Below are 24,066 nucleotides of genomic sequence, written 5' to 3' on the forward strand. Positions count from 1 at the left end.
ACTATTTCTGAACATTATTCCTCAAGCTTCAACAGTGGCTCCTGAAATCGCAACAGTCGCCCGGCATTGCCCAGTACCAGCAAGGTGCTGAGGTTATGCAGCACCGCCGCAATCATCGCGCCCGCCGCACCCAACCAACCGAACGCCGCAAACACGACGATGGCCAAGGTCCAGCCCAAGCCGATGATCACATTGACCTGCAACGTCTGCCGGCACTGGCGACTCAAGCGCACACAAGTACCCAGACGCCGCAGGTCGCTGCCGATCAGCACCACGTCCGCCGACGCCAAGGCGATATCCGCGCCGCCCGCGCCCATGGCCACGCCGACCACACCGGCCTTGAGCGCCAGGGAATCATTGATACCGTCGCCCACCACCATCGGGCGAAAACCGCTGCCGATTTCCCCTAGCACGCGGTTGAGCTTGTCTTCCGGCAGGGCCTGGGCTTCGACGTCGCTGATGCCCACCTCCAGCGCGAGGCTGTCGGCCACGCTTTGACGATCGCCCGTGAGCAGCAGTTGCCGACCGAGGCCGAGCTCGCGCAGCTCTTGCAGGGCTTGGCGTGCTTCCGGTTTGACACTGTCGGCCAGCAGCAGCCAGGCGAGAAATTGCCCGTTCAGCGCCAGCCCGGCGATCGGGCCATCGTGGTTCGGTACCGCCGTAGTGACAATGCCCAGTTGCTCGAATAACTCTGGCCGGCCCAAGGCCGCTTCGCCCTGCTGGGTTTGCGCCACGACGCCCAGCCCCTGGCGTTCGCGAATGTCCGTCAACACTTGCATCTGTTCCTGCGTCGCCAACCCCGCCAACGCCCGGCTGACCGGGTGGCTGCTGGCCGAGCCCAGGCTGGCCGCCAGGTTCAACATCACCTGCCGATCCGGCGCCGTGGTTTCGATGGATTGCAGACGCAAGGTGCCAAAGGTCAGGGTGCCGGTCTTGTCGACCACCAGTGAAGTCAGGTCCGCCAACTCCTCCAGAAACGCCGAGCTGCGAATCAGAATCCCATGCCGCGCCGCCACCGCAATGCCGGCAATCGCCGTGGCCGGCGCCGACAGCACCAGCGCACAGGGACATGCCGCCACCAGCACGGCGAGCATCGCCTGGGCGTCATTGGTCACAAACCAGGTCACCGCCGCCAGCAACAACACCAGCACCATATAGCTGCCGGCATAGCGCTCCAGCAGCCGCGTAATCGGTGGCTTGGAACGCTCGGCGTTCTGCATCAGCGCGATGACTTTGCCTAAGGTGGATTCGTTACCGGTGCGGGTCACCTCAATACGTAACAAACCGTCGAGGTTGATCGCGCCGCCAAACACCAGCACCCCTGCGCTGGCTTCCAACGGTACCGACTCACCGGTAATCGGCGCCGTGTCCAGGCTCGCCTGGCCCGACAGCACCACGCCATCGGCGGGCACCCGATCACCGGCGCGCACTTCGACGATATCGCCAGTGTTCAGCGTGCCGTTATCCACTTCAACAATGCTGCCGTCAGCCTGCACCCGCCGCGCATGGCTGCGGGTGAGTTTGCCGAGGGCATGGATCGCTTCCTGTGAGCCGATCACGCTGCGTTCTTCCAGCACGTGGCCGAAAATCATGATGATCGGCAGCAGCGCGGCGGTCAGCAGATCCCCCGTAGCCCAAGCACCGAGCATGGCCAGGGCGATCAGTTGGTCGGTGATGCCATGCAGGCTGGGGAAGCGCAGGCTGTACCAGGCCGAACGCATCACGGGAACGGCCACCAGCAAGGACGCCACGCCCAGCAGCAACTGGCTCACACCGGTCTGGTCCGGCGCCAGCCAGCGCCATACCAGGCCCAGTATCAGCAAGCCCAAGGCCAACATGGCCAGGGTCAATTGCCGGGCGGCACTGCGCTGCTCGGCGGAGGTCAGCATGGGTGCGCTCATTGTTCGGCTCCCTGGATGATCAAGCGGGAGTCGTCTTGTGGATCGACCGTGGTCACGGAACCGGCCTGGCCAAGAATCTTCGGCAGACGTTCACGGTACAGGCGCAACAACAGGCCCGAGTCTTTCACCTGGGCCAGGCTGGCGACGGTTGCGGTTTGCGCCTGAGCATTGGCCAGGCGTTCGCTGGCCTGGGCGTGGGCAACTTGCACCAGGCGATCAGCTTGTTGGGTTGCATTTTGGGTGAGTTTTTCAGCTTCGGTGCGAGCGTTGGCTACGGCCTTATCGGCTTGTTGACTGGCGGTGAGGACGGCATTGAAGGCATTCACTGCCGGGCCAGGCAGGCTCGATTGCACATCGACGCGGGTCACTGCGATGCCCAATCCCAAGCCTGTGGAAGCCAACTCCGTGAGGCGTTTATTGATGCCTTGCACCAGATCGCCGCGCAACCGCTCACGGCGTTCGGCGGCGCCGTTGTCGGTGCCGATCAATTCAGGACGCGCCACCAAAATCGTGTCCAGGTCACGCGCTGCCGTCAGGGCCACGGCGCTGCGGGTCACCAGTCGATCCAACGCCGGCAGCACATGGTCGCCCTGCAACACAAAGGCGTAAGGTTCAGTGACTTTGTAGAACACCCGCACATCCAGCTGCACCACACCGGCATCGCCGGTCAGCAGGTAGCCGGAGCCGGCCAGCGCATCACTGAGCGGCGTGGCAAAACTGGCCACGCGGTCGGCCTGGGTCGCCGCGTCGGAACGCAGCAAGTTGTCCACACGCCGCTCGATCACTCGGTCGGCTGCGGGCAATAGCACCACCTGCTCGAACGGCTGCGGCCACGCCAACAACAACCCGGCATTCTGGATGCGGTCAAGGGCGCCGAAGTGCAGCACCACGGCGCGGTTCTGCGGGTCGATCTGGCGCACATTGGAAAACGCCCAGGCCAACGCCGCCAACACGGTCACCGCGTACAGCGCCAGAAAGGTCAGGCGCCCGGCCTGGATCCATGGGCTGTCCGGGCTGTCACGCTCGGTCATGGCTGAACGTCCTTCGGCCCGTCCACCAAGGCGCGGAACGGCGCCGCATCGGTGCGCAGGATGATCTTGGTCCCCGGCGTGACCACGGTGCCCAAGGTATCCAGCGAGCGCAGCAGGTTATACAACTGGGGATTACCGGCGTACGCGCGACCATAGATCTGCGCTGCTTGGACCCGCGATTGCGCTTCGATATCGGCGGCTTTCACCGTGGCGTCGGCCTGGAGGATGCGCGCATCGCGCTCGGCGGCAGAACGGATCTGCGCTGCCTCACGCTTGCCCACGGCGGTGCGTTCGGTGGCGATGGTTTCACGCTCGGCGCGCATGCGGTCGACCGTGGCGGTGAGGGTCACCGACGGCAAGGTCAGCCGCTCGATCCCCACTTGGGCCACGCGCACGCCGTAAGTGGTGAGTAATTGTTGATCAATCTGCTGGCGCAACTGCGCTTCGAAATCGGCGATGCGCACCTGGCTGGCATCGGTGTTGATCAGGCTGGACAAGTCGAAACTGGCCGCCGTGGTTTCCAGTGCCGACCCCACAAAGGTACGGATCTGCCGCGCCGCTTCATCCGGCTGGTTCTGCACGGCGCGCATGAAGCGCTGCACATTCTCCGCGTCGCCCTGCACCTGCCACGCCACATAGGCCTGCACGATGATGCGCAGGCCATCACGGGTGCCCACATCCTGCAAACCGCTGGAGGTGGTGCGCAGGCGCAAGTCCACCGGGATCGCCGCTTCGAACGGCGCCGGCCAGCGCCAGCCAAGGCCCGGTTCCAGCAGCACCCGCGATGGGTTGCCGAAACGGGTAATCACCGTGGCCTCGCCGGAGCGCACCTGCACAAGGCTGGCGGCCGCGACTGCAAACAGCACCAGCAACAGCGCCCAGGCCATGCGCCGCCATGGGAATGGGCCGGCGGCTTGCTCGTCACCGTGATGATGGTGGTGATGGCCGTGATGATGATCGTGAGAATGAGCGCTCAACAGACAGACTCCTTATTGAACGGCTTTACGCGGCACCGAGGGATCGGCCGGCAAGGTAAAAGAACGCAGATCGATCGTCGGCGCGCCATCGGCGCCCAAGCGATGATCCAGAATCAGCAGCTTGGCGTGAGCCAGGCCTTGGCTGAGTTGGCCCAGATACTGTTCCAGCACGAAGGCCTGACCAGCCGTGGCGTAGGCCTTTTGTTCGGCGATAAAACGCAGGTCGGCCGCTTGGGCGCCCGCATTCACTTCGCGTGCAGTGGCCTGGGCTTGGTCGCGCGCGGTGCTGGCCTGGAGCAAGGCCTGGTTGGTTTGTTCGCTGGCCGCGCCGCGTTCGCGAGAGATCAACGCTTGAGCGCCAATTTGTGCGGCTTGCACGCCGTGATAGGCGTTGGCGGCACCGGCCGGCGGGTGGATCGCCTCGACCACGGTGGCGAGGATTTCCACGCCGCTGTCGAGCTTTTGCAGGTCCGCCTGCACCGCGCGGCCGATCTCGTCGGCCAGGCTGGTGCGTTGTTCGCCGAGCAGTTCATCGAGGGTGCGCGAGGCAAAGTCATGCACCAGGATGCGGCTGGCGGTGCTGCGGATCAGGGTCGGCACATCCGCACTGTTATAGGTGGCGGCAAGCGCGGCCTGGTCGGTGAGGCCGATGCGGTAGACAAACCGCACGTCCATATTGACGATCTGGAAGCTCTGTTTGTCGCCGCTGCTGCTGGCAATCACTTGGGATTTGTCATTTACATGGCTGGCATCCCACAAGCGGTTGGCGATCAGCGGCGGTGGGCCTTCGGCGGGGGAGAGTTCCGGGGCGGCGGCGTCACTGACGCTGGTGGCCAGCTCATGCACCACACCATTTTCCACGCTTATTACGCGGCCCAACGGCCATGGCAAACCTGTATGCAGGCCAGGGCCGAAGACCTGCACCGGTTTGCCAAAACGCTCATAAACCCCACGCCCTTGCAGCGGAACTTCATGCACGCCGGTCAGCGCCCAGCCTACCGCCAGCACCACCAACAGCACCGGCAGAAACGCCCGACGCATGTAGGTAAACGCCCAGATCTGGCGCAAATCGATACCGAAGCGGTTGTGCAACTCGTGCTGCAACGCGAGCAAGGGTTGCGGCGGCCAACGCAGCAGCCCAGCGATAAAACTCTGCGCCATCAGGCGGGGTTCGAGGCGTGGCTGACGCGGGCTAAACAGTGACAGCACCGCTCTTAAAAGAAACTCCAGCGAGACCAGCGCCGGCAGCAGGCCGATCAACACGGCCAACCTAAGGGGCCAGACGGAATTCGCCCCTGCGAACAGCAGGCAAATCGCACTGATCACCAGGCAAATAATCGCCACTCGGCTTAACTGTGCCAGTTGCGAGGCTTCCGGCCACTGCACAGCGGTTTCCTGGGCCAGACGACGTTCGAACACCAGCAGGCCAAACGCCAAGGCCAGCGCCAGCGCCGCACCGACGCTTGCTGATTGACCGACGGGAGCGGCGGGCAAGGCCAGGTTCCAGAACTCAAGAATGCTGACCAGCGCGAGCAACGACCAACCGCCAAGCCACAGCACCGGCGCGCCGATCTGCTTGCCAAAACGCTCCGCAAGGCGCGCGTACCGGCCGATGTCTTCAACCGGTTCTTCAACCGCAGGCGCTTCCAACGCCTGGGCACGCCAATCCGCCACCCACCACGCCGATTGCAAACCGGCCACCAGCAGCAGCAACGCCGACGTGCCATTGATCAACACCACCGGCCAAATCGACAGCGGCGCGAACAGCGCGACAAACAGCGCCAGCACCCAGCCGGCAACGGCCAGCACCGTCAGGCTGATACCGGCTTGGCGCAATCGACGGGCATGGAAGAGCCCTTGTTGAAACCGCGGGAGGCCCTCCACCGAAGCGCCTTCAGCTTCCAGATCCACTTGCATCCACTCAACGCCTGAATGTACATAATTCGTTACGATATAACACGATGCGTGAAATTTTTGTTCGAAAAACAGCAGTTTCAGTGCCCCCCAACCCCCCTGTGGAAGCGGTGCTGTGTGGGAGCTGACTTGCCAACTGCCACACAGGGACATCGTTGTGTTCAAGATCGTGACTAACTCCCCATAAACACGCGCCATCACTGGTGCAGGCTGCGATTAATCGGCACACTCCAGACCAGTTTTTCGCGGGTCAATGGACAAGGAAGCGTTACCCCTTATGATTTCGATCTATCAGCTCAAGCCGCGCTTTCAAAACCTGTTGCGCCCTCTGGTGCAGCGCCTCTACGACAACGGCACCACCGCCAACCAGATCACCCTCCTGGCCGGCGTGATTTCGCTGCTGGTCGGCCTGTTGATCGCCAGCTTTGCCCAACACCTGTGGCTGTTTGCGCTGATCCCGCTGTGGATGATCCTGCGCATGGCCCTCAATGCCATCGACGGTATGCTCGCCCGCGAATTCGGCCAGCAGTCGCGCCTGGGCGCCTACCTCAATGAACTGTGCGACGTGATCGCCGACAGCGCGCTGATCCTGCCGTTTGCGTTGATCCCCGGCGTAAGCCTGGCGCCTGTGTTGCTGGTGGCGCTGCTGGCGGTGCTCAGCGAATACGCCGGAGTGCTTGGGCCGATGGTGGGCGCATCGCGCCGCTATGACGGGCCGATGGGCAAGAGCGATCGAGCGTTTGTATTGGGTGTGCTGGCCACCGGCGTGGCGCTGGGCTGGCTGGGCGCGGGTTGGGTCGATGCGGTGATGTGGCTGGTCGCCGCCCTGCTCGCCTACACCCTGGTCAACCGCGTGCGCCAAGGTCTTAACGAAACGACTTCCCCTTCTGCATAAGGATTTTGCGATGCGCGAACAGCAAGAGCACACCTTCAGTACCCACGATGGCGTCGAGCTTTTCTACCGGCGCTGGCCGGCTACCGCTGCGTTTGGCGATGAGCCGCGCAAGGCGATCGTGCTGTTCCATCGCGGCCACGAGCATTCGGGGCGCATCGCCCATCTGGTGGATGAACTGGACCTGCCGGCACTCGACTTTTTCGCCTGGGATGCCCGTGGCCACGGCCATTCGCCCGGCGCGCGCGGTGACAGCCCGAGCTTTGCCACCAGCGCCCGCGATGTGCAGACGTTCTGCGATCACATTGGCGCCACCTATGGCATCGAAGAAGAAAACTTCGCCGTCATCGCCCAAAGCGTCGGCGCGGTGATTGCCGCGACCTGGGTGCACGATTACGCACCGAAGATCCGCGCCCTGGTGCTTGCCTCCCCGGCGTTCAAGGTCAAGCTCTACGTACCATTCGCCCGGCCGGGCCTGGCGCTGATGCGCAAGTTCCGTGGCAACTTTTTCGTCAACAGTTACGTCAAGGCCAAGTTCCTCAGCCATGACCCGGAACGCGTGGTGTCCTACGACAGTGACCCGCTGATCACCAAGGCCATTTCGGTGAATGTGCTGCTCGGCCTGTACGAAGCGGCCGACCGGGTTGTAGCCGATGCCCAAGCGATCCAGGTGCCGACCCAATTGCTGATCTCGGGCTCCGACTTTGTGGTGCACCGCAAACCCCAGCAGCAATTTTTCGATCGTCTCGGCAGCCTGAAAAAAGAGCTGCATATCCTTCCCGGTTTCTTTCACGACACCCTCGGCGAACGCGACCGCGCGACCGCCGTGAGCAGCGCCAAGCGCTTTATCCTGCAGAACTTCGAACACCCGCTGGACCGCGCCCCGTTGCTCCACGCCGACAAAATCGGCGCCACCTGCGCCGAGTCCGAATCCCTTGCCGCGCCGGTGCCGCGCAACTCCTTGCGCGACCTGTACTGGCGCATGACCCGCGCCAGCATGGGCCTGGGCAAAAACCTGTCGGATGGGGTGAAACTGGGTTTCGACACCGGCTTCGACTCTGGCAGCACCCTGGACTACGTGTACCGCAACACACCCACCGGCAAAGGTCGGCTGGGGCGGATGATCGACACCAATTACCTCAACTCCATCGGCTGGCGCGGCATTCGCCAGCGCAAGCTGAACGTCGAGGAACTGCTGCGCCTGGCCATGGCCAAGTTACGCGCGGATGATCGCGAAGTGCGCATTGTGGATATTGCCGCCGGTCATGGTCGCTACATCCTGGAAGCCTTGCAGGGCGTGTCGCCGCTGCCGGAGTCGATCCTGCTGCGCGACTACAGCGACATCAACGTGCGCGACGGCGGCGCCTTGATTCGCGAGAAGGGCCTGGGGGATATCGCGCAGTTCGTCAAAGGCGATGCGTTTGATCGCCTCGACCTGGCCGCGCTGGATCCCAAGCCGACGCTGGCAGTGGTGTCCGGGCTGTATGAATTGTTTGCCGATAACGGCATGGTCGGCGGTTCGCTGGCCGGCCTGGCCGAAGCCGTGGAGCCCGGCGGTTACCTGGTGTACACCGGCCAACCATGGCACCCGCAGTTGGAGCTGATTGCCCGTGCGCTGACCAGTCATCGCCAGGGCCAGGCCTGGGTCATGCGTCGGCGCAGCCAGGCGGAAATGGATCAGTTGGTCGAGGCTGCGGGCTTTCGCAAGATCACCCAGCGTGTGGATGAGTGGGGCATCTTTACCGTGTCACTGGCGCAGAAGATCTGAGCATGCGCGAACCCGGTTTATTGAAACCAGCGGTTTTATGGCTGCTGCTGTTGGCGCCGCTGTTCTTCAGCACCTACGGCTTTGCCACCTGGGTCACCAGCCAGCGCAGCGACGTCGGCACGCTGGTGTTCGGCTGGGAAACCCATATGCCGTTTTGGGCCTGGACCATCGTGCCCTACTGGTCCATCGACCTGCTGTATGGGTGCTCACTCCTGCTGCCCAGGACCCGCCACGAGTTGAAGCAACACGCGTTGCGGCTGCTGAGTGCGCAGGTGATTGCCGTGAGCAGCTTCCTGATCTGGCCGTTGCGCTTCACCTTCGAGCGGCCTGAACTGGATGGCGTATTCGGCTGGCTGTTTGCGGTGCTGTCCGGGTTCGACAAGCCGTTCAATCAGGCGCCCTCGCTGCATATCGCACTGCTGGTGATCCTGTGGGTCATGTTCCAGCGCCACACTCAAAGGTTCTGGCGGTGGGTGGTGCATGGCTGGTTCGCGTTGATCGGTATTTCGGTACTGACCACTTATCAACATCACTTTATCGACTTACCCACAGGCGCCCTCGCGGGGTGGATTTGCGTGTGGTTGTGGCCGATTGAACACCCGAGTCCATTGTTGAATGCCCGGCTGACGCGCGCCCCCAAACGCTGGCGGTTAGGCGTGCGTTACGGCGTGTGCGCTTTGCTGTTGGCGATGCTTGCCGTTGTAATGGGCGGTGGCTGGCTGTGGATACTCTGGCCGGCGGTTTCTCTCGCGTTGGTCAAAGCCAATTACTTGGTACTGGGCGCTTCGGGCTTTCAGAAACGCGCCGATGGCCAACTAACCCCTGCCGCGCGCTGGCTATACGCGCCCTATCTGGCAGCTGCCTGGATCAACTCACGGCTGTGGACACGCAAACATCCACAACCCGACCTCATTGTGGATAACGTCTGGCTTGGTCGTATTCCTACGACATGTGAGCAGGCGCCCTTCAAGGCCATCGTCGATATCTGCGCAGAATTGCCGATTAATCCACAGGGACGCGCCTATCAGTCGATTCCAGTGCTGGACCTTGTCGCACCGACACCCGACGAATGCCGGCAAGCCGCACACGCCATCGAACGCTTGCGCGCCAGCGGCCCATTGCTGGTGTGCTGCGCCCTTGGCTATTCGCGCAGCGCAACCGCCGTCGCCGCCTGGCTTTTGTCTACCGGACGCGCCGCGACGGTAGAGAATGCGCTGACTATCATTCGTACAGCGCGGGCCGACGTGGTCCTGCACCCTGCTCACCGAGAAGCCTTGGAGGGTTTGTCCCATGCCCGTTGATATGGAACTTCAGGTCGTCGCCAGCCTGCTGCGTCGCGGCCGCTCGCTGGATCAGTTATCCACAGGCCTGACGCTGGTCGGCGTGTTATTCGGCTTGGCTCAACTGTTGATGGCGATTATTTCGCCGATTTGCCTGCTACTGAGCCTGTGGATGATTATTCTCGGGCTGCTGCAAAAGTACTGGGCGCTGCGTGTGGCGTTTGACGCTGACCTGTTCGCCCTGCTGGCGCGCGACATCGAGCGCACCGCCGACCTCGACCAGGCCCTGCAAACCCTCGGCCTGCAATCGCCCAAACGCGCTGGCCGGCCCTGGACCGAGCGCCGTCGCGGCGCACTCAAACTGCTGCGCAAACAAGCCTGGCTGCTCGGCGCGCAAGCGCTGCTGACCCTGGCCGTGATCCTCGCCAGCCCTTGGCTGCCTTTCGCCGGATAAGGAATCCTCATGTTCGAACCCATGGTCGCCACGCTGATTACCTCCATGGCCCGCACCGTCACTGGCGCCCGCAGCCTGTGGCTCGGTTGCGCGCCGGTGCCGGTGCAGCGCATCTACTTCGCCAACCACAGCAGCCACGGCGACTTCGTGTTGCTGTGGGCCTCGTTGCCCCAGAACCTGCGCAAATTCACACGCCCGGTGGCCGGCAGCGATTACTGGAATAAAAGCGCCTTGCGTCGCTACATCATCAACCGCGTGTTCAACGGCGTGCTGATCGACCGCGAACGCAAAGACCCTGTGGATAACCCATTACAGCCCATGCTCAATGCGCTGGAAGGCGGCGACTCGCTGATCATCTTCCCCGAAGGCACGCGCAATCTTGAGGATGGCCTGTTGCCGTTCAAAAGCGGCCTGTACCACCTGGCTAAAAGTTACCCACAGGCCGAACTGGTTCCTGTGTGGATCGCCAACCTCAACCGTGTCATGCCCAAAGGTCGCGTATTGCCGCTGCCATTGTTGTGCACCACCAGCTTCGGCGCACCGCTGCAACTGGAAGAAGGCGAAGACAAAGTCGCCTTCCTCGCCCGTACACGCGATGCTCTGCTCGCCCTTGCCCCGGAGCATTCCTGAGATGGATAGCCAAACCCTGATGTTGTTCGGCGGCATCGGCGCGATCCTGGTGCTCGCCTCGCTGATCGGCCTGATCCTCAAACTGCGTACCCGTGGCAACCCGAACGCGGTGATCGACAACCTCAACGCGCGCATCAACGCCTGGTGGGTGATGGTGGTGGTCATCGGTGTCGCCTTCTGGCTCGGCACCGGCGCGGTGATCCTGCTGTTCTATGCCGTATCGTTCTACGCCTTGCGCGAATTCCTCACGCTCACGCCCACCCGCCGCAGCGACTACCCGGCGCTGGTCGCCGCGTTCTACCTGGCGTTGCCACTGCAATACCTGCTGATTTACTCGGACTGGTATGGGTTGTTCTCGATCTTCATCCCGGTGTATGTGTTCCTGCTGCTGCCGATCCTCGCCTCGCTGGGCGGCGACAGCACGCACTTCCTTGAGCGCGCGTCGAAGGTGCAATGGGGCCTGATGATCGCGGTGTTCTGCGTCTCCTTCGTGCCCGCCTTGCTCACCCTCGATATCCCCGGCTACGAAGGCCGCAACCTGTTGTTGATCGCCTACCTGGTGATCGTGGTGCAACTGTCCGACGTGCTGCAGTACGTGTGCGGCAAGCTGTTCGGCAAACACAAGATCGCGCCTAACTTGTCACCGTCGAAAACAGTGGAAGGGTTTGTCGGCGGCATCCTCTTGTCATCCCTGATCGGTGCGGCACTGTGGTGGACCACGCCGTTCAATCCTTGGCAGTCGTTCCTGATTGCGCTGTTGATCAACCTGCTGGGGTTTGCCGGCGGCATTGTGATGTCGGCGATCAAGCGCGACCGGGGCGTGAAGGACTGGGGGCATATGATCGAAGGGCACGGCGGCATGTTGGATCGGCTGGATTCGGTGTGTTTTGCGGCGCCGATTTTCTTCCACCTCGTGCGCTACTGGTGGACCTGAGCCACCGACCTCAAGCCCTCTGAAGCCCACACATGTGTTTTGTGTTGGTTTCAGAACCTTATTAACCCGGCAAATGCCCCAGCGGCAAAGCCCCTGGGGTTTTTACGGTCTGGATCGCGAAGTTGCTGCGGATATCTCTCACGCCCGGCAGCTTCAGCAGACTGCCAGTGACAAACCGCTCATACCCACGCAAATCCGGCACCACCACCTGCAGTAGAAAGTCCGATTCCAGGTAGGCTCGGCGGATTACTTATCCACAAGCCTCCACGGCCAAGTCAACGGCGTATTGGCGCAGCGCTCACCGGGCTCGACGCTCAAACCCTTTCTGTATGGGCTGGCGTTGGACCAAGGGGTGATCCACCCAATGAGTATCCTCAAGGATCAAACGAAACCTAAACGCCAATATCGATTACGGCCTTAAAGCACATCACACATAAATAGCGCACGGGAGGTAGCTTAGTTGAAAAGCCGGATACAAAAGATAGATAACCTTATGGCCCACGAGTTTTTGCCTCCGTTAGCTTATAAGTGTGACAGATTTGTGGAAATTATAGACTGTCGTGAGCATCCAGAAACACCATTGCAGTGGTTTTGGCACAGCGGGCTCAACCGCAATGTACGATACGCAAGTTAATCATCTCCACCGCCAACTTGCCCCCGGTATAGTTTATGTCGTTTAACACATTACGGCAGCAAACAGGTACTGCCTATTCTCCTATTGACAGGATAGACGTTTAAACCTTTTTACGAGTTAGAGACTACTTAAGCTCGATGAAGCTAAGCCTGTTACGCCCGGCCTGCTTAGATTTATATAACTCTTTATCAGCTGCGTTGAGCAACTCCTCAGCCAAAGCACCCCGAGTCGGAATTGTCGTCCCAATACCTATACTGACAGTCACAATTTCATGGGCAGGTGAGTTAACATGTTCGATACCCACTGCGCGTACTGCCTCAAGCATCGCTTGGGCGACACTGATAGCTCCGGTAACGTCCGTATTTTGCAAAATACAAGAAAACTCTTCGCCCCCGTACCTTGCGACCGAATCGTAAGGCCGTCTAAGAGCATGTTTTACCGCATTGGCAACTGCACGTAGACATTCATCCCCCTTTTGATGGCCGTAGTGATCGTTGTATAGCTTAAAATGATCAATATCGATCATCAATATTGAAATGTATTGCCCGTATCTTGCGCACTGCAGCCAATCACGCTGTAGGTTTTCATCGAACATTCTGCGATTGTGAATTCCTGTAAGACCATCTGTCAGCCCAATCGTTTTCAGCAAGTCAGATTGTAACTTCAAGGCTAGATGAGCTCTAACACGTGCAATGATAACCGAGGACCTGACAGGTTTGGTAATGAAGTCCACCGCGCCTAATTCGAACCCCAGTTCTTCGTCGGCCACCTCATCCTGGGAGGTCAGGAAAATTACGGGTATATTGCGTGTGTCTTCGCTGGCTTTAAGGCTACGGCATATGTCATGGCCTGACATGCCAGGCATCAATACATCCAGCAGTATCAAATCCGGGTGTTGTGTTTGGCATTTGAGGAGGGCCTGTTTACCATCCATCGCCATAATAATTTCGTATTCAACTTTTAATAGTTCGTTTATTAGTCGAATATTCACAGGTTGATCGTCGACCACAAGAACTTTTGGCTTGAATCCCCGAGTGGCGACTAGCTGATTGAGAAGTTCTTTCATTTGTACTTTTCCGTGAGTAAGTGTTTGATCCTTTCAATCGCCTCATAGAAATCTAGGTCTTGGATCAGCTTAACGAGACTAGTAATCGCGGCCCGTTGGGAGATAGGGGTATGCGCTTCTAGCTCAGCGACATCGTCCAACGCTCGCATATCACCTGCCACCAGGGTTATCAAAAGATTCTCCAGCGAAGCAATACTTCGTTCTGATGACCAAAGCGACTCGTCTCGTCCGTCAAGCAAATTTGAAATGTTCTCAGCATCAAAAGCACTCTGCAACTTTTCAATGCTGTCCCTCATCAAACTTCGGAGCACAGAAATTCCATCAGAGGGCAGCCCTAGCGCAGGCTTGTTCGGCGGCGATTGCCTTGCTAAGGCCTCCCATTTGCCCGCCTGTTTTGCTAGCGCTGTGGCTCCTACCGTTGCAGCGACACCTCTAAGTGCGTGCAATGTGTCCGCAACACTCGTTGCCTCAAAAATCTGAGCGTTTTTTTCCAGCTCAGCGAGCAGACGTTCACACTCATCGCCAAAACTGCTTAGAGCCATGGCGTATACGTCAGCCCTTCCTCCGAGGCGGAGTAAAATTTTGTCAAACGGTTCAATTAAGTTATTTTGATAGAAAGGCGATGATTGGTTCGCCGTCAACAGGGGCTCACTCTCTCTCCCAGTCAGCTGTTGTAATACGGAAATAACTTCGGCCATATCGATAGGTTTGCCTAGATGCTCGTTCATGCCTGAAGCAAGGCAGAATTCACGATCAGCAGGGGATGCATTTGCAGTCATTGCGACAATGGGCAGTGACGCAAAGTGAGCAGTGGACCGAATACGGCGAGTAGCTTCCATACCGTCGATATCCGGCATTTGTACATCCATGATTACGACATCAAACTCGCCTTGTTCGTGGATGGCAAGTTCGACTCCTAGTAGTCCGCAGTCTGCTAGGGTCACTTCAGCGCCTTCTGCACTCAGCAACTCACTGATCACTTGTCGGTTAAGCGCATTGTCTTCAACCACGAGCAGGCGTAGGCCTTCAAGTGCCCCAGCCGTAGTCTGTACTCCTTGAACAATACCTGACGGACCTGACGCCCCTAATGAATATTCAATGGAAGCGTAAAGTTGTTGAGGGGTAACCGGTTTGGTAAGAAAGTCCTGAAATGGTGCGTCTTGATCCTTGACCGCGTCAGCCAGTTCTTCGCGGCCAAATGCTGTCACCATAACAATCACCGGAGGCTTTGGATGATCCGGGATATTTTTTATCAATCTTGCCGCTGTCAACCCATCCATATCGGGCATTCGCCAATCCATAATCACGGCATCGAAGAGGACGCCCAGAGAGATGGATTGATTAACCAACTGAACAGCCGCGCAGCCTTCATTGACAAAAACGACATCCCAGCCGAACGCTTCAAGTGCCTGTACCAAAATCTGGCCTGATAAAACGTTGTCATCAACAACCAATACGCGACGCCTGTGCTCAGTGAAAATCTGAATGGACGTGAGCGGCGCGGAATCATCAATAGCAAGTGCGATATCAAACCAAAACGTGCTGCCTTTTCCGAGCTCGCTGTCAATGAGTAGCTGACCTCCCATCATCTGAACCAGGCGCTTGCTGATTGCCAGACCTAACCCAGTACCACCAAAGCGTCGGGTTGTTGAGGTTTCCGCTTGCGTGAACTCTTCAAAAATTCCGCTAATCTGTGATTCGCTTATACCTATACCGGTGTCCGCAACAGAAATGCGCAACACGACCTGCTCGTCATTGCGCGCCAGTTCGGTTAGTTTCACCACAACATGCCCCTCGGGGGTAAACTTTATCGCGTTACCCGCTAGGTTAATCAAAATTTGCTGTAAACGAAGTTGATCCCCAATAACAGCACTGGGGAGTTGAGGGGCAACATCAAATAACAACTCGACGCGCTTATCGGAAATATTGCCTGACAGGATAACCGCCAGGTCACGCAGGAGTGTTTCAAGGCTGAATGGATGCTGCTCAAGCTCTAGTCTGTCCGCATCCATTTTCGAAAAGTCGAGGATGTCGTTCAGAAGACTGAGAAGCAACTCAGCTGCCGTCTGGGCTTTCCTTGCATAATCGTCTTGTCGTCTATCCAACCCACCGTTGCGCAGCAGCTGTAGCATGCCCAGCACCCCATTCAAGGGGGTACGGATTTCGTGGCTCATGCTGGCCACGAACTGGCCTTTGACTTGGCTGGCTTGTTCTGCGCGCTCTATAGCGCCACGCAGTTCGGCCTCAACCTCCTTGCGCTCAGTAATATCCAGGTTAATACCCGTTATACGAGTGGCCTTGCCATCTTGGTCGCGCTCAACGTAAGCACCTGCCTGCACATAACGAATAGAACCGTCAGGCCGGAGCGCTCTAAAAACGGGATCATATTTCCCGTGGCCCTCTATTGCAGCAAGTAAACTGGTCTCAGTCGCCTCTATATCTTCTGGGTGTATACGCGATCGCCAATGATTGTAGAGTTGATCACCACCCTTCAAGTCTCTAGGCGTTGCATAGAGACTGAACATACGGTCATTCCACTCCATCAGATCTTGCGCGGGAATCCAACTCCATATCCCTAGCTGCGCCGCCTCTGCGGCAAGCAAAAGTTGATCACGTGCAGCAGCAAGCTCACGTCGATGTAGTGCTTGCTGGGTAATGTCGGTGGCGATGCCCAGATAACCCGTGATGCATCCCTGTAAATCGCGCATGGGAGTAACGATTAACGAAACGGTTAGATGCTCACCATCTTTGCGCACGTAAGTCCATTGCCTCACCTCAGCGCCAGCGACTTCGGGAATATGCACAAAAACGCGGAATCCTTCAATGACTTGATTAAACTCTTTGGTCAGTACCTGGCCACGAGCTAAGATCTCATCCTGAAGATGGAAGTTGGCGGGCGTCAAAAAGCCTAAAACCTCGCTCGCCTTATAACCAAGCATATTCTCAGCGCCCACATTGAATACGCTAATGACGCCAGCTCTATCAGTTGCGATAATCGATACTTCTGATGCCGCTTGCAACACAGTGTGCAACAACAAATGCAGTCTCGACACTTCTTCATCGGCAGCGCGTCGATGGGTGATGTCGATGCACAAGGCAATATAACTCTTTATGCTGCCGTCACTCTCAATGCGGGGCGCAATAACGGTATCAAACCAACACAGATTGCCCTCGCACGTACGATTGCAAATTTCGCCACGCCACGCTTTGCCCTCTTGGAGCGTGGACCACATCGATTGCCAGAATGATTCGGGATGAACGCCCGACTTAAGTAACTGGTGAGTCTTGCCCAGTAACCCATCTCGCGCAAAACCGTGAGCTTCACAGAAGCGTTCGTTCACATCCAGAATCAGGCCGTTTGTATCGGTTAAGGAATAAAGTAGCTGCTCGTTTATAGTTTGCAATAACAGGTCGTTTTCACGGAGTGCCTGTGCCAGTTTGAGGCGGCTCTCGGTGATCTCGGACACGTCATGTGCTATCACAAAAAACCCTTTAACTTCACCTTGGACGGTGTCCGGGATGTAATGGGTAAGCGAATGTCGGATCTTTCCATCTGGTCCAGGGATCGCTCGTTCGAAGCTCTGCGGTTCTCCACGCAGCACAGCCGCTATATAACCGCGATTGGCGTGAAATAGCTGTTCACCCAATACAGCCTGCATTGAACGTCCCGGTAACGTCTCTGGATCGAGCCCAAACCAGACCTGATAAGCATGATTGGCAACGCGGTTGATGAGTTGCGTATCCCAATAGCCAATCATGGACGGGACGCCATCCAAAACGGTGCGCAACGCGCGTCGTGCGCTCTCCAGCTCAGAAGTACGTTTTTGAACCTCCCCCTCAAGCCAAAGATTACTTGCCAATACCTGCGCTTCAGCTGCCTTTTCTATAGTGATGTCGCGGATGGTCTTGCAGGCTCCTATAATGTTGCCTACGGAGTCGCACATTGGGGATACGGACACAGACACATGGATCAGATGGCCGTCCTTATGTTGCCGAAGGGTTTGAAAATGCTCAACTGCATGACCGCCTCGAATACGCTCTAAGATGTTTATTTCCTCATCTTGAAGATCTAGAGGTACGATCAATGAGCAAAGCAACTGACCCGTTGCCTCAGGTGCCGTATAGCCGAAAAGATGTTCCGCACCTTTGTTCCAGCCGACTACCGTACCCGAGAGTGTTTTTACAATAATGCCATCAACTGAATTCTCTATCACGTTGGCAAGTTGTAGTCTCGCCATTATCAACAGCTCCTTGCGGCGCTGGGTATTGCTCCATAACAAGGTAAACGCAGCAATGAATAGGCTTGTCAATGCGCCACTCAAGGCCAACGCATTCACCGACATCAAAGGAAGTGTGTAAATGAACTCTGGATAAATACTCAGTTTGAGTTGCCATTTCCGGCCATAGACCTCTTGTGTGACAGAGTAGCTGTCGATGGCTTGCGCTAGATTTTCTGGCGTCACGGTTGAGTAAAACAATACTGGTTGGCCCGGTGTTGTTTGATCCTGCAACTCTAAACCTACGTGCGCAAGATTGACTCCGCTGTCGCCCAGCACGTCCTGCATCCTGAGAACAGCATAGGTCCAACCATAGGCTTGGTCTATTTTTGCTGCTTCTGTTTCAGGCGTTTTAGCTGTGCGGTAAATCGGCATCAAAAAAAGGAAAGATTGATTGGGCTGGCCGGTCGCTTGAACCAACGTGATTGGACCGGTCAGCGTTGCTTTGCCACTGAGCATAGCGCTTTGTGCTGCCGTCTTACGGTTGGCCTCCGAAGCGATGTCCAGGCCAATCGCTGGTCGGTTCAGTCCGGACGGTTCAATATATTGGATCACATATCTCTCTCCTTCATTTGGGGAGAGCTCTCTGATCGAAAAATCAGGCATGCCGTCGCGACGTGCTGCCTCTAGAAAACTAGCTTGCTCAGGACGAGGGACTCGTCTTATAAACCCAAAACCAAGCGCACCGGGAAACTCGCTGATAAGGTCGCGACTGTCGCTGTAACGCTTGAACTGCTCGCGTGTGACTGTTTGCTCGCCTTTCGTGAGCACTGCACCTCGCGCTCCTCGAAGGCCGTACTGATAAAGCCGGAGCTGGGATTGAATTGCTGAAAGAGCCCTCTGAGTGGCGTCAACCATTGCCTCATGTGTAGTAGCTTGGTTGCGCTGTGAAGCCCATAAACAAAGTGCCGCCGTGAAAAGCACGCCGAGAATGAACAGCAGAGCGGGCAATGTCCCGAGGGACAGACGCCTCTCTGATGTTATCGCACTTAAGTCAATAAAATCGGACATTCATTATCCTTAACGTATGACAAACAGCATAAAAACTTATGCTGAACTGGTCTTCGGGTCGTCGCGTTTTCTGGGCATTTAACCAAGTCCTCGGAACAGTAATGCCTCAAAATCTAGCGAGGGAATCGGTCTTGCATATAAATATCCCTGCATTACCTGGCAGCCGAGAGCAAGCAGTGCTTGAGCTTGAACTTCTTGCTCAACCCCTTCTGCGACCAGTCTGAGATTGAGACTTTGCGCCATCTGAATTACCGCCTCCACAATCCCAGCATCGCTGCTGTCTATCAGCATATCGCGCACAAAGCTTTGATCAATTTTGAGTACGTCGATTGGGAAGCGCTTGAGGTAGGCGAGACTCGAATAACCGATTCCAAAGTCGTCAAGTGCAATAGAAACTCCCAGTGCCTTTAAATCGAACAACGAATCACGAGTGCGTATCATATTGCTGGCAAACACGCCCTCGGTGATCTCAAGCTCCAAAAGCTCTGGAGCAATACCTGTCTCTACGAGCACGGCCTTTACTGAGTCAACGAAGTTGACCTCTTCCATCTGCACCAAGGAGACGTTAACGGCAATAAGGATGGGAAAGCCCTCTGCATGCCACCTGACACCATCCAGGCACGCTTGGCGAAGCACAAAAAGACCGATAGGCACTATAAGTCCGGTTTCTTCCGCCATCGGTATGAATTCAGCTGGAGAAACCAGTTGACCATCAGCCCGCCTCCAGCGAACTAAGGCCTCCGCTCCGATAATAGTCGAGTGCTTGGCATTCACCTTAGGCTGGTAATAGACCTCAAACTCCTGATTTTCTAAGGCAACACGCATTTGCTTTTCCAGCAGGTGGCGAGACCGCAAGGTATCTTCGATTTCCGCGCAAAAAAACTGGAAACGATTACGACCATCCTGTTTGGCACGATACATGGCCGCATCTGCTTGATGATGTAGAGTCGCCATATGATCGCTGTCATCAGGGAAAAGGCTTATGCCTATGCTCACCGTGAGATCGAAACGGTTACCTTCTATCCAATAAGGCTCTGACAGCAAACCAAGCAAATATTCTGCTTTTGACGCGACGTCTTCAACTTTCTGAATGTTATGTAATAGAACTATAAATTCGTCTCCGCCTTGGCGGCTGACCGTATCATTACCGCGCATGCTTTTTGTAAGCCGGGTAGCGACTTGCTGGAGTAGTAGATCACCGGTCGAGTGACCGCTTGAATCGTTGATGCTTTTAAAGTGATCCAAATCAAAAAAGAGGAAGGCGACCCTTCCGCCTACGCTCTTGGCGTCGCGAATCGCTTGCTCAGTACGGTCGCGCAGTAAAATCCGATTTGGCAGGTTGGTCAGTGCATCATGATTTGCTAAATGCGCCATCTTGATAGCCAACGCCCGAGCCTCACTAACGTCATGAAATACGGTAATTGCGCCTGTGAGCTCCTGATCCGAAGCGAAAATGGGTGCCGCGGAGTCCTCAATCTCTATTGTGCTGCCATCACGACAGACCAATCTAGAACTCAATTTCATACCAACAGTTCGTTTTTCGCGTATCGCAAGGCGAATTGGATTTTGCAGTTCGAGCCCAGTACTGGCTTCACGCAGTGGCATCACCTTCTCGATCGCCTGACCAAGCGCGTCTGCGCCCCTCCATCCCGTCATCTCTTCAGCGATCGGGTTCAAAAAGCTTATCAGCCCCTCTACATCGGTTGCTATGACGGCATCACTAATTGAATTAAGGGTAATTCGAATACGCTCCTTTTCACGAAATAGCGCCGTCTCTGCACGTTTGCGGTCCGTGACGTCAGTGATCAGCAGCAGAAAACCAGCATCACGATTTTCGACATCGCGGTAAACCACGGAAGCTTGACCGTGTAACATGTCTCCGTCAGGGCGGATTAGACTGATATCGAAAGACGTATTATCTCCCTTAAGCTCTGCGTCAAGATGCCGTTCAATGGCAAAAAAATTGGTTTCTCCTAATACATCGCAAAGGTGCAGCCCCGCCATTTGGCTGCCGCGCAGACCAAACCATTTGCCACCCGGATCGTTAGTAAACACGTTGCGCAGTTCTTTATCCCACTGGGAAATAAAGGCGGGCAGGTTTTGAACTACGTTTTCCAGACTTCGTCTTGCTTCGATCAACTGCTTGTTCTTTAACCGCAGGACCAGGTGCATTTTGATTCGGGCGCGCGCGATGGGAATATTCAGCGGCTTGTTCAGGAATTCAACGCCGCCCATATCAAGCGCCTCAATCTGTCGAGTATCTTGGTCGTGCGCGGTAATGAAGATGATAGCAACGTCTTTTGTGGCGGGATCGCTTTTGATAGCTTTACATACAGCAAATCCATCCATGCCAGGCATTTCAATGTCGAGTAGCACAACATCAGGCGGTGACCTCTTTACTATTTCAATAGCCGCCAGCCCCGATGTGGCAAATATAACTTTTCCAAGACCACTAACCGTGTCTCGGATGATCCGGACACTCATAGGCTGATCATCGACAATTAGAATAGTTAACGGCTCTAGCTTGAGATCGTCGAGCAACTTTTTATCCCCACATTTGCCCCTCTATACGCCCGCGCCTTTGGGCTATCGAACAGATAAGGCAGGTCCAACTCCTTGACATCGCATCTCAGCAGCCACTCAGCTTCAGCAGGGATGAAATGTGTTTCCTCCACGATAGCAGATCAAATCGAACTGTCATTCACGTTTCCTTCTGCCTACTATGCTCTGAAACCCCATGGTTGCGCGCATTTCAAAATTGAACCAAAAACCCTGCAGGAAAAGGGTAGCCGTCCGAGGAACACACGTCCTTACAACGCCGTTTGTGGCATGGAGTCCATCTAGATTTAAACGGAAGCGATCATAAGCATGAAGCTATTGGGAGAAAGTGCAGGCCCGACTGGCGGAGCGGCCCCGAGCCCCCAAGAAGAACGATCAGCGGGTTGAACAGCGCGCCGTGGGCACCGCACACGACGTACCCTTTGCGTCTTTTCCGGGCCCCCTTTCCCGCTAAAAAGCGGCCAGTAGCCACTAGACAACTGATGCTTAGCCTCGTACCTTAAACCTGAAGGCCCTGCGAAACCTTTTTTAGGTCTCATTTGCTGGCTTGAGAAAGCCAACCTAAAAAACCGACGTATACCCGGATATTGAGGTAACAGGTTTGATGCAAGGGACACTCTCTGAAAGCCTACCCACGCGCGACGCTCGACCAGAATTTTGGCAACTTTCCATGCGTTGCTGCCAATTGGCGGGCAGCGTAGACGTTGCGTTTTTTTTCATTTTCCTCATTCTGGGCTCACCCATTTTGGCGTGGATAAACGTGATCAGCGTGGCCATGTATGTCTATGCCTATCACGCGTTCAAGCAACGACGAAATCAGTTTGCAGTTCTCCTTATACGTATTGAAGTGCTTGTGCACGCTGGGCTGGGCACAGTTCTGGTCGGCTGGGGAAGTGGCTTTCACTACTTCTTGTTAATGTTTATTCCGGCCCTGTTCGTCAGCATGCGTGCCCGTAGCGCCTGGATATACGCAGGCTGCCTTTGGGCTTACTATGTAGGCTTAGATGTACTAATGTGGTTCGTTAGTCCTCTGCAACCCATCGCCTCCAATGCCCTGTTGGGTGTGCATGTTTTTAACCTGACAGTAGTTTTCTGCATGTTCAGCTATCTTGCGTTGTTCTATGTGATCACGGTAACCCGCGCTCACAAGAGCCTGGCGCGTATGGCAACGACGGACTCATTAACCGGGTTATTCAACCGTCGGCACATGATTGCTCTGACCGAGAAAATTTTGGCACGGCATCATAGACGTCCCCGCAATCTCACCTTGATGTTGATGGATATAGATCACTTCAAGCAGGTCAATGATCTATACGGTCACGATACCGGTGATCGTGTACTCGAGGCAGTGAGCCTATTACTCAAATGTTCAATGCGAGAGCAAGACTTTATCGGACGCTGGGGCGGCGAAGAATTTCTCTCCATATTGCCGGATACGGATTTTAGCAATGCAACTGATAGCGCAGAACGTATACGCAAGGCGGTCCAGGCATTGGAGATTGACAGCAATGGCAAAAAAGTAAGCGTAACTCTCTCTATTGGTGTCACTCAATATCGTGCTGATGAGGTTCTCAGCAACGCAATTGCAAGGGCGGATTACGCGCTCTACGAAGGTAAGTTAGCGGGACGAAACAGGGTAGAGGTAGCCGAGGCTTAGGTATCAGCTTTTAATCGAGTTCTGACAATAATCATCTCCAGCGCCTCGACGCAGCTATAGTCGGCCGCGCTGAAGGCATATCGCGGAAAATACTCCACGCCATCTCGCTCGATGTAGAGGCTAACCAATAAGCCATTAGGCAACTACTATTGAAAACATCAGCATACCTCCGGTAGAGCACTCACTGTCAGCTATCAAAGGCAGGAATGACATCCGCAGCGTAGCCGAAAATAACGAAAAGCTATTTCACTAACGCCACAGTAGAGGTGATCAGCCTATCTATCCGGATGAGTTTTGAAGAATGACATACAAATGCTGGTACAGATTTAAAAAGACTGCATACAGATGTCTATCTGTTATTGCTGACACAGAGTTGACCCGTCTGCCAACTTGACGTTGCCCCATAATCACTCAGCCCAAAGTCAAGCCAACATTTAGGCAGCCAGGTCAATTCTGCATAAGCGGCCATACTCTTACACGGTTCAGTCCGATTTATATTACTCAAGGCTCCAATAATCAACAATTCCCTTATTGGTAAATGTCACATAAAAACGATCACCATGAATCTCGGTATTACCATTGGCTTTACCAGCTACTTTATTTACACTCGATACAGCTGCTGAGGTAGATCTTCCCATGGCTAATGCGCTAGAAACAGAGCCAGCCCCGGGGATATAACCAACCAAACTTGAAACATCGCTCAAGGTGCCACCTTTACGGTAGACCCAAGTTGTTCCGTTGCTTGACTTTTCATTACTATCAGGAACGCCATATAGGCGTTGAACGTCGGCTTGCGTGGTTTTACCCTCAATTATGTGGGATTCGACATAGCTGGTGCTATATTTGTCATCCGTCGTCATTCCGGCACAACCTGCTAGCGTCAGAGCGCCCAGTAGTATTAAAGCTTGTTGAATTTTTATCATTTTCTTGCCTCACTAACAGAATTGATAATTATGGAATTGACCCATATGCCGACTTGTCGTTGCGCCATAAGTCCCCCCAAAGTCAGACGGGCTAACGCTTTAGGGGCAGCGGAATTTCGACAGCTGGGTCAATTCTGCATCAGTGGCAACAACGTTAA

At 56.0% G+C, this 24,066-nt stretch carries 15 protein-coding genes and 2 pseudogenes; 8 read left to right on the forward strand and 9 right to left on the reverse strand.

The window, feature by feature from the left end:
- Window positions 1-14: 14 nt before the first annotated feature.
- Genes AACY36_RS13035 through hflK (AACY36_RS13050) form a run of 4 tightly spaced genes read right to left on the reverse strand, consistent with a single transcriptional unit; the run spans window position 15 to window position 5,826 of the window.
- Window positions 15-1,901, reverse strand: a complete 1,887-nt coding sequence (locus AACY36_RS13035; protein ID WP_339427713.1) for a cation-translocating P-type ATPase — start codon at window positions 1,899-1,901, stop codon at window positions 15-17.
- Window positions 1,898-2,932, reverse strand: coding sequence for a protease modulator HflK (gene hflK / locus AACY36_RS13040; RefSeq protein ID WP_339497213.1), 1,035 nt, complete (start codon window positions 2,930-2,932; stop codon window positions 1,898-1,900). Before hflK (AACY36_RS13040) ends, AACY36_RS13035 begins: the two co-directional genes overlap by 4 nt.
- Window positions 2,929-3,909, reverse strand: coding sequence for a protease modulator HflC (gene hflC / locus AACY36_RS13045; RefSeq protein WP_339418585.1), 981 nt, complete (start codon window positions 3,907-3,909; stop codon window positions 2,929-2,931). The genes hflK (AACY36_RS13040) and hflC overlap by 4 nt, the downstream gene beginning before the upstream one ends.
- A gap of 12 nt (window positions 3,910-3,921) precedes the next feature.
- Window positions 3,922-5,826 carry a protease modulator HflK gene (gene hflK / locus AACY36_RS13050; protein ID WP_339497215.1) on the reverse strand — a complete coding sequence of 635 codons (1,905 nt, stop codon included), beginning with the start codon at window positions 5,824-5,826 and terminating at the stop codon, window positions 3,922-3,924.
- Between the two features lie 274 nt (window positions 5,827-6,100).
- Here hflK (AACY36_RS13050) and AACY36_RS13055 point away from each other — a divergent pair, with 274 nt between their 5' ends.
- From AACY36_RS13055 to AACY36_RS13080, 6 genes are read left to right on the forward strand one after another with little or no spacing between them, the layout of a single operon-like run.
- Window positions 6,101-6,718, forward strand: coding sequence for a CDP-alcohol phosphatidyltransferase family protein (locus tag AACY36_RS13055; protein WP_339497217.1), 618 nt, complete (start codon window positions 6,101-6,103; stop codon window positions 6,716-6,718).
- A 10-nt stretch (window positions 6,719-6,728) separates the two neighbouring features.
- Window positions 6,729-8,483, forward strand: a complete 1,755-nt coding sequence (locus AACY36_RS13060; RefSeq protein ID WP_339497218.1) for a bifunctional alpha/beta hydrolase/class I SAM-dependent methyltransferase — start codon at window positions 6,729-6,731, stop codon at window positions 8,481-8,483.
- A gap of 2 nt (window positions 8,484-8,485) precedes the next feature.
- Window positions 8,486-9,784, forward strand: a complete 1,299-nt coding sequence (locus AACY36_RS13065; RefSeq protein WP_339497219.1) for a phosphatase PAP2/dual specificity phosphatase family protein — start codon at window positions 8,486-8,488, stop codon at window positions 9,782-9,784.
- The gene (locus AACY36_RS13070) at window positions 9,774-10,217 is read left to right on the forward strand and encodes a hypothetical protein (RefSeq protein WP_339418579.1); all 444 of its coding nucleotides are present in this window, start codon (window positions 9,774-9,776) and stop codon (window positions 10,215-10,217) included. Before AACY36_RS13065 ends, AACY36_RS13070 begins: the two co-directional genes overlap by 11 nt.
- Window positions 10,218-10,226: 9 nt before the next feature.
- On the forward strand, window positions 10,227-10,847 hold the full coding sequence (locus AACY36_RS13075; RefSeq protein WP_339418578.1) for a lysophospholipid acyltransferase family protein: 621 nt from the start codon (window positions 10,227-10,229) through the stop codon (window positions 10,845-10,847).
- Between the two features lies 1 nt (window position 10,848).
- Window positions 10,849-11,781 (forward strand): phosphatidate cytidylyltransferase, encoded by a 933-nt coding sequence (locus tag AACY36_RS13080; protein ID WP_065910146.1) that lies wholly within the window; start codon window positions 10,849-10,851, stop codon window positions 11,779-11,781.
- A 61-nt stretch (window positions 11,782-11,842) separates the two neighbouring features.
- Here the strand turns inward: AACY36_RS13080 and AACY36_RS13085 are convergent.
- Window positions 11,843-12,010 (reverse strand): annotated as a pseudogene (locus tag AACY36_RS13085) (Lrp/AsnC ligand binding domain-containing protein); the annotation flags it as partial.
- Here AACY36_RS13085 and AACY36_RS13090 point away from each other — a divergent pair.
- Window positions 12,002-12,202: pseudogene (locus AACY36_RS13090) on the forward strand (penicillin-binding transpeptidase domain-containing protein); the annotation flags it as partial. The pseudogenes AACY36_RS13085 and AACY36_RS13090 sit on opposite strands and share 9 nt — an antisense overlap.
- A gap of 337 nt (window positions 12,203-12,539) precedes the next feature.
- Here AACY36_RS13090 and AACY36_RS13095 read toward each other — a convergent pair.
- The 3 genes from AACY36_RS13095 to AACY36_RS13105 all read right to left on the reverse strand — a co-directional run bounded on the left by AACY36_RS13095 (window position 12,540) and on the right by AACY36_RS13105 (window position 21,310).
- Window positions 12,540-13,481 carry a diguanylate cyclase gene (locus AACY36_RS13095; protein ID WP_339418573.1) on the reverse strand — a complete coding sequence of 314 codons (942 nt, stop codon included), beginning with the start codon at window positions 13,479-13,481 and terminating at the stop codon, window positions 12,540-12,542.
- Window positions 13,478-18,769: a PAS domain S-box protein gene (locus AACY36_RS13100; protein WP_339497221.1), complete on the reverse strand. Its 5,292-nt coding sequence runs from the start codon at window positions 18,767-18,769 to the stop codon at window positions 13,478-13,480. The genes AACY36_RS13095 and AACY36_RS13100 overlap by 4 nt, the downstream gene beginning before the upstream one ends.
- A 78-nt stretch (window positions 18,770-18,847) precedes the next feature.
- On the reverse strand, window positions 18,848-21,310 hold the full coding sequence (locus AACY36_RS13105) for a GGDEF/EAL domain-containing response regulator (protein WP_339418569.1): 2,463 nt from the start codon (window positions 21,308-21,310) through the stop codon (window positions 18,848-18,850).
- Between the two features lie 622 nt (window positions 21,311-21,932).
- Here AACY36_RS13105 and AACY36_RS13110 point away from each other — a divergent pair.
- Window positions 21,933-22,985: a GGDEF domain-containing protein gene (locus AACY36_RS13110; RefSeq protein WP_339418567.1), complete on the forward strand. Its 1,053-nt coding sequence runs from the start codon at window positions 21,933-21,935 to the stop codon at window positions 22,983-22,985.
- Window positions 22,986-23,482: 497 nt separating this feature from the next.
- Here AACY36_RS13110 and AACY36_RS13115 read toward each other — a convergent pair whose 3' ends face one another.
- Window positions 23,483-23,908, reverse strand: a complete 426-nt coding sequence (locus tag AACY36_RS13115) for a hypothetical protein (RefSeq protein ID WP_339418566.1) — start codon at window positions 23,906-23,908, stop codon at window positions 23,483-23,485.
- Window positions 23,909-24,066 lie beyond the last annotated feature (158 nt).

It is taken from the genome of Pseudomonas sp. EA_15y_Pfl1_P101 (assembly GCF_963970835.1).
GTDB lineage: Bacteria > Pseudomonadota > Gammaproteobacteria > Pseudomonadales > Pseudomonadaceae > Aquipseudomonas > Aquipseudomonas tritici.

Bases quoted from the DNA above. Each gene is read 5' to 3' on its own strand.
- AACY36_RS13035 (WP_339427713.1), bottom strand. From the start codon at position 1,901: ATGAGCGCACCCATGCTGACCTCCGCCGAGCAGCGCAGTGCCGCCCGG.
- hflK (WP_339497213.1), bottom strand. From the start codon at position 2,932: ATGACCGAGCGTGACAGCCCGGACAGCCCATGGATCCAGGCCGGGCGC.
- hflK (WP_339497215.1), bottom strand. From the start codon at position 5,826: ATGCAAGTGGATCTGGAAGCTGAAGGCGCTTCGGTGGAGGGCCTCCCG.
- AACY36_RS13055 (WP_339497217.1), top strand. From the start codon at position 6,101: ATGATTTCGATCTATCAGCTCAAGCCGCGCTTTCAAAACCTGTTGCGC.
- AACY36_RS13060 (WP_339497218.1), top strand. From the start codon at position 6,729: ATGCGCGAACAGCAAGAGCACACCTTCAGTACCCACGATGGCGTCGAG.
- AACY36_RS13065 (WP_339497219.1), top strand. From the start codon at position 8,486: ATGCGCGAACCCGGTTTATTGAAACCAGCGGTTTTATGGCTGCTGCTG.
- AACY36_RS13070 (WP_339418579.1), top strand. From the start codon at position 9,774: ATGCCCGTTGATATGGAACTTCAGGTCGTCGCCAGCCTGCTGCGTCGC.
- AACY36_RS13075 (WP_339418578.1), top strand. From the start codon at position 10,227: ATGTTCGAACCCATGGTCGCCACGCTGATTACCTCCATGGCCCGCACC.
- AACY36_RS13080 (WP_065910146.1), top strand. From the start codon at position 10,849: ATGGATAGCCAAACCCTGATGTTGTTCGGCGGCATCGGCGCGATCCTG.
- AACY36_RS13095 (WP_339418573.1), bottom strand. From the start codon at position 13,481: ATGAAAGAACTTCTCAATCAGCTAGTCGCCACTCGGGGATTCAAGCCA.
- AACY36_RS13100 (WP_339497221.1), bottom strand. From the start codon at position 18,769: ATGTCCGATTTTATTGACTTAAGTGCGATAACATCAGAGAGGCGTCTG.
- AACY36_RS13110 (WP_339418567.1), top strand. From the start codon at position 21,933: ATGCAAGGGACACTCTCTGAAAGCCTACCCACGCGCGACGCTCGACCA.
- AACY36_RS13115 (WP_339418566.1), bottom strand. From the start codon at position 23,908: ATGATAAAAATTCAACAAGCTTTAATACTACTGGGCGCTCTGACGCTA.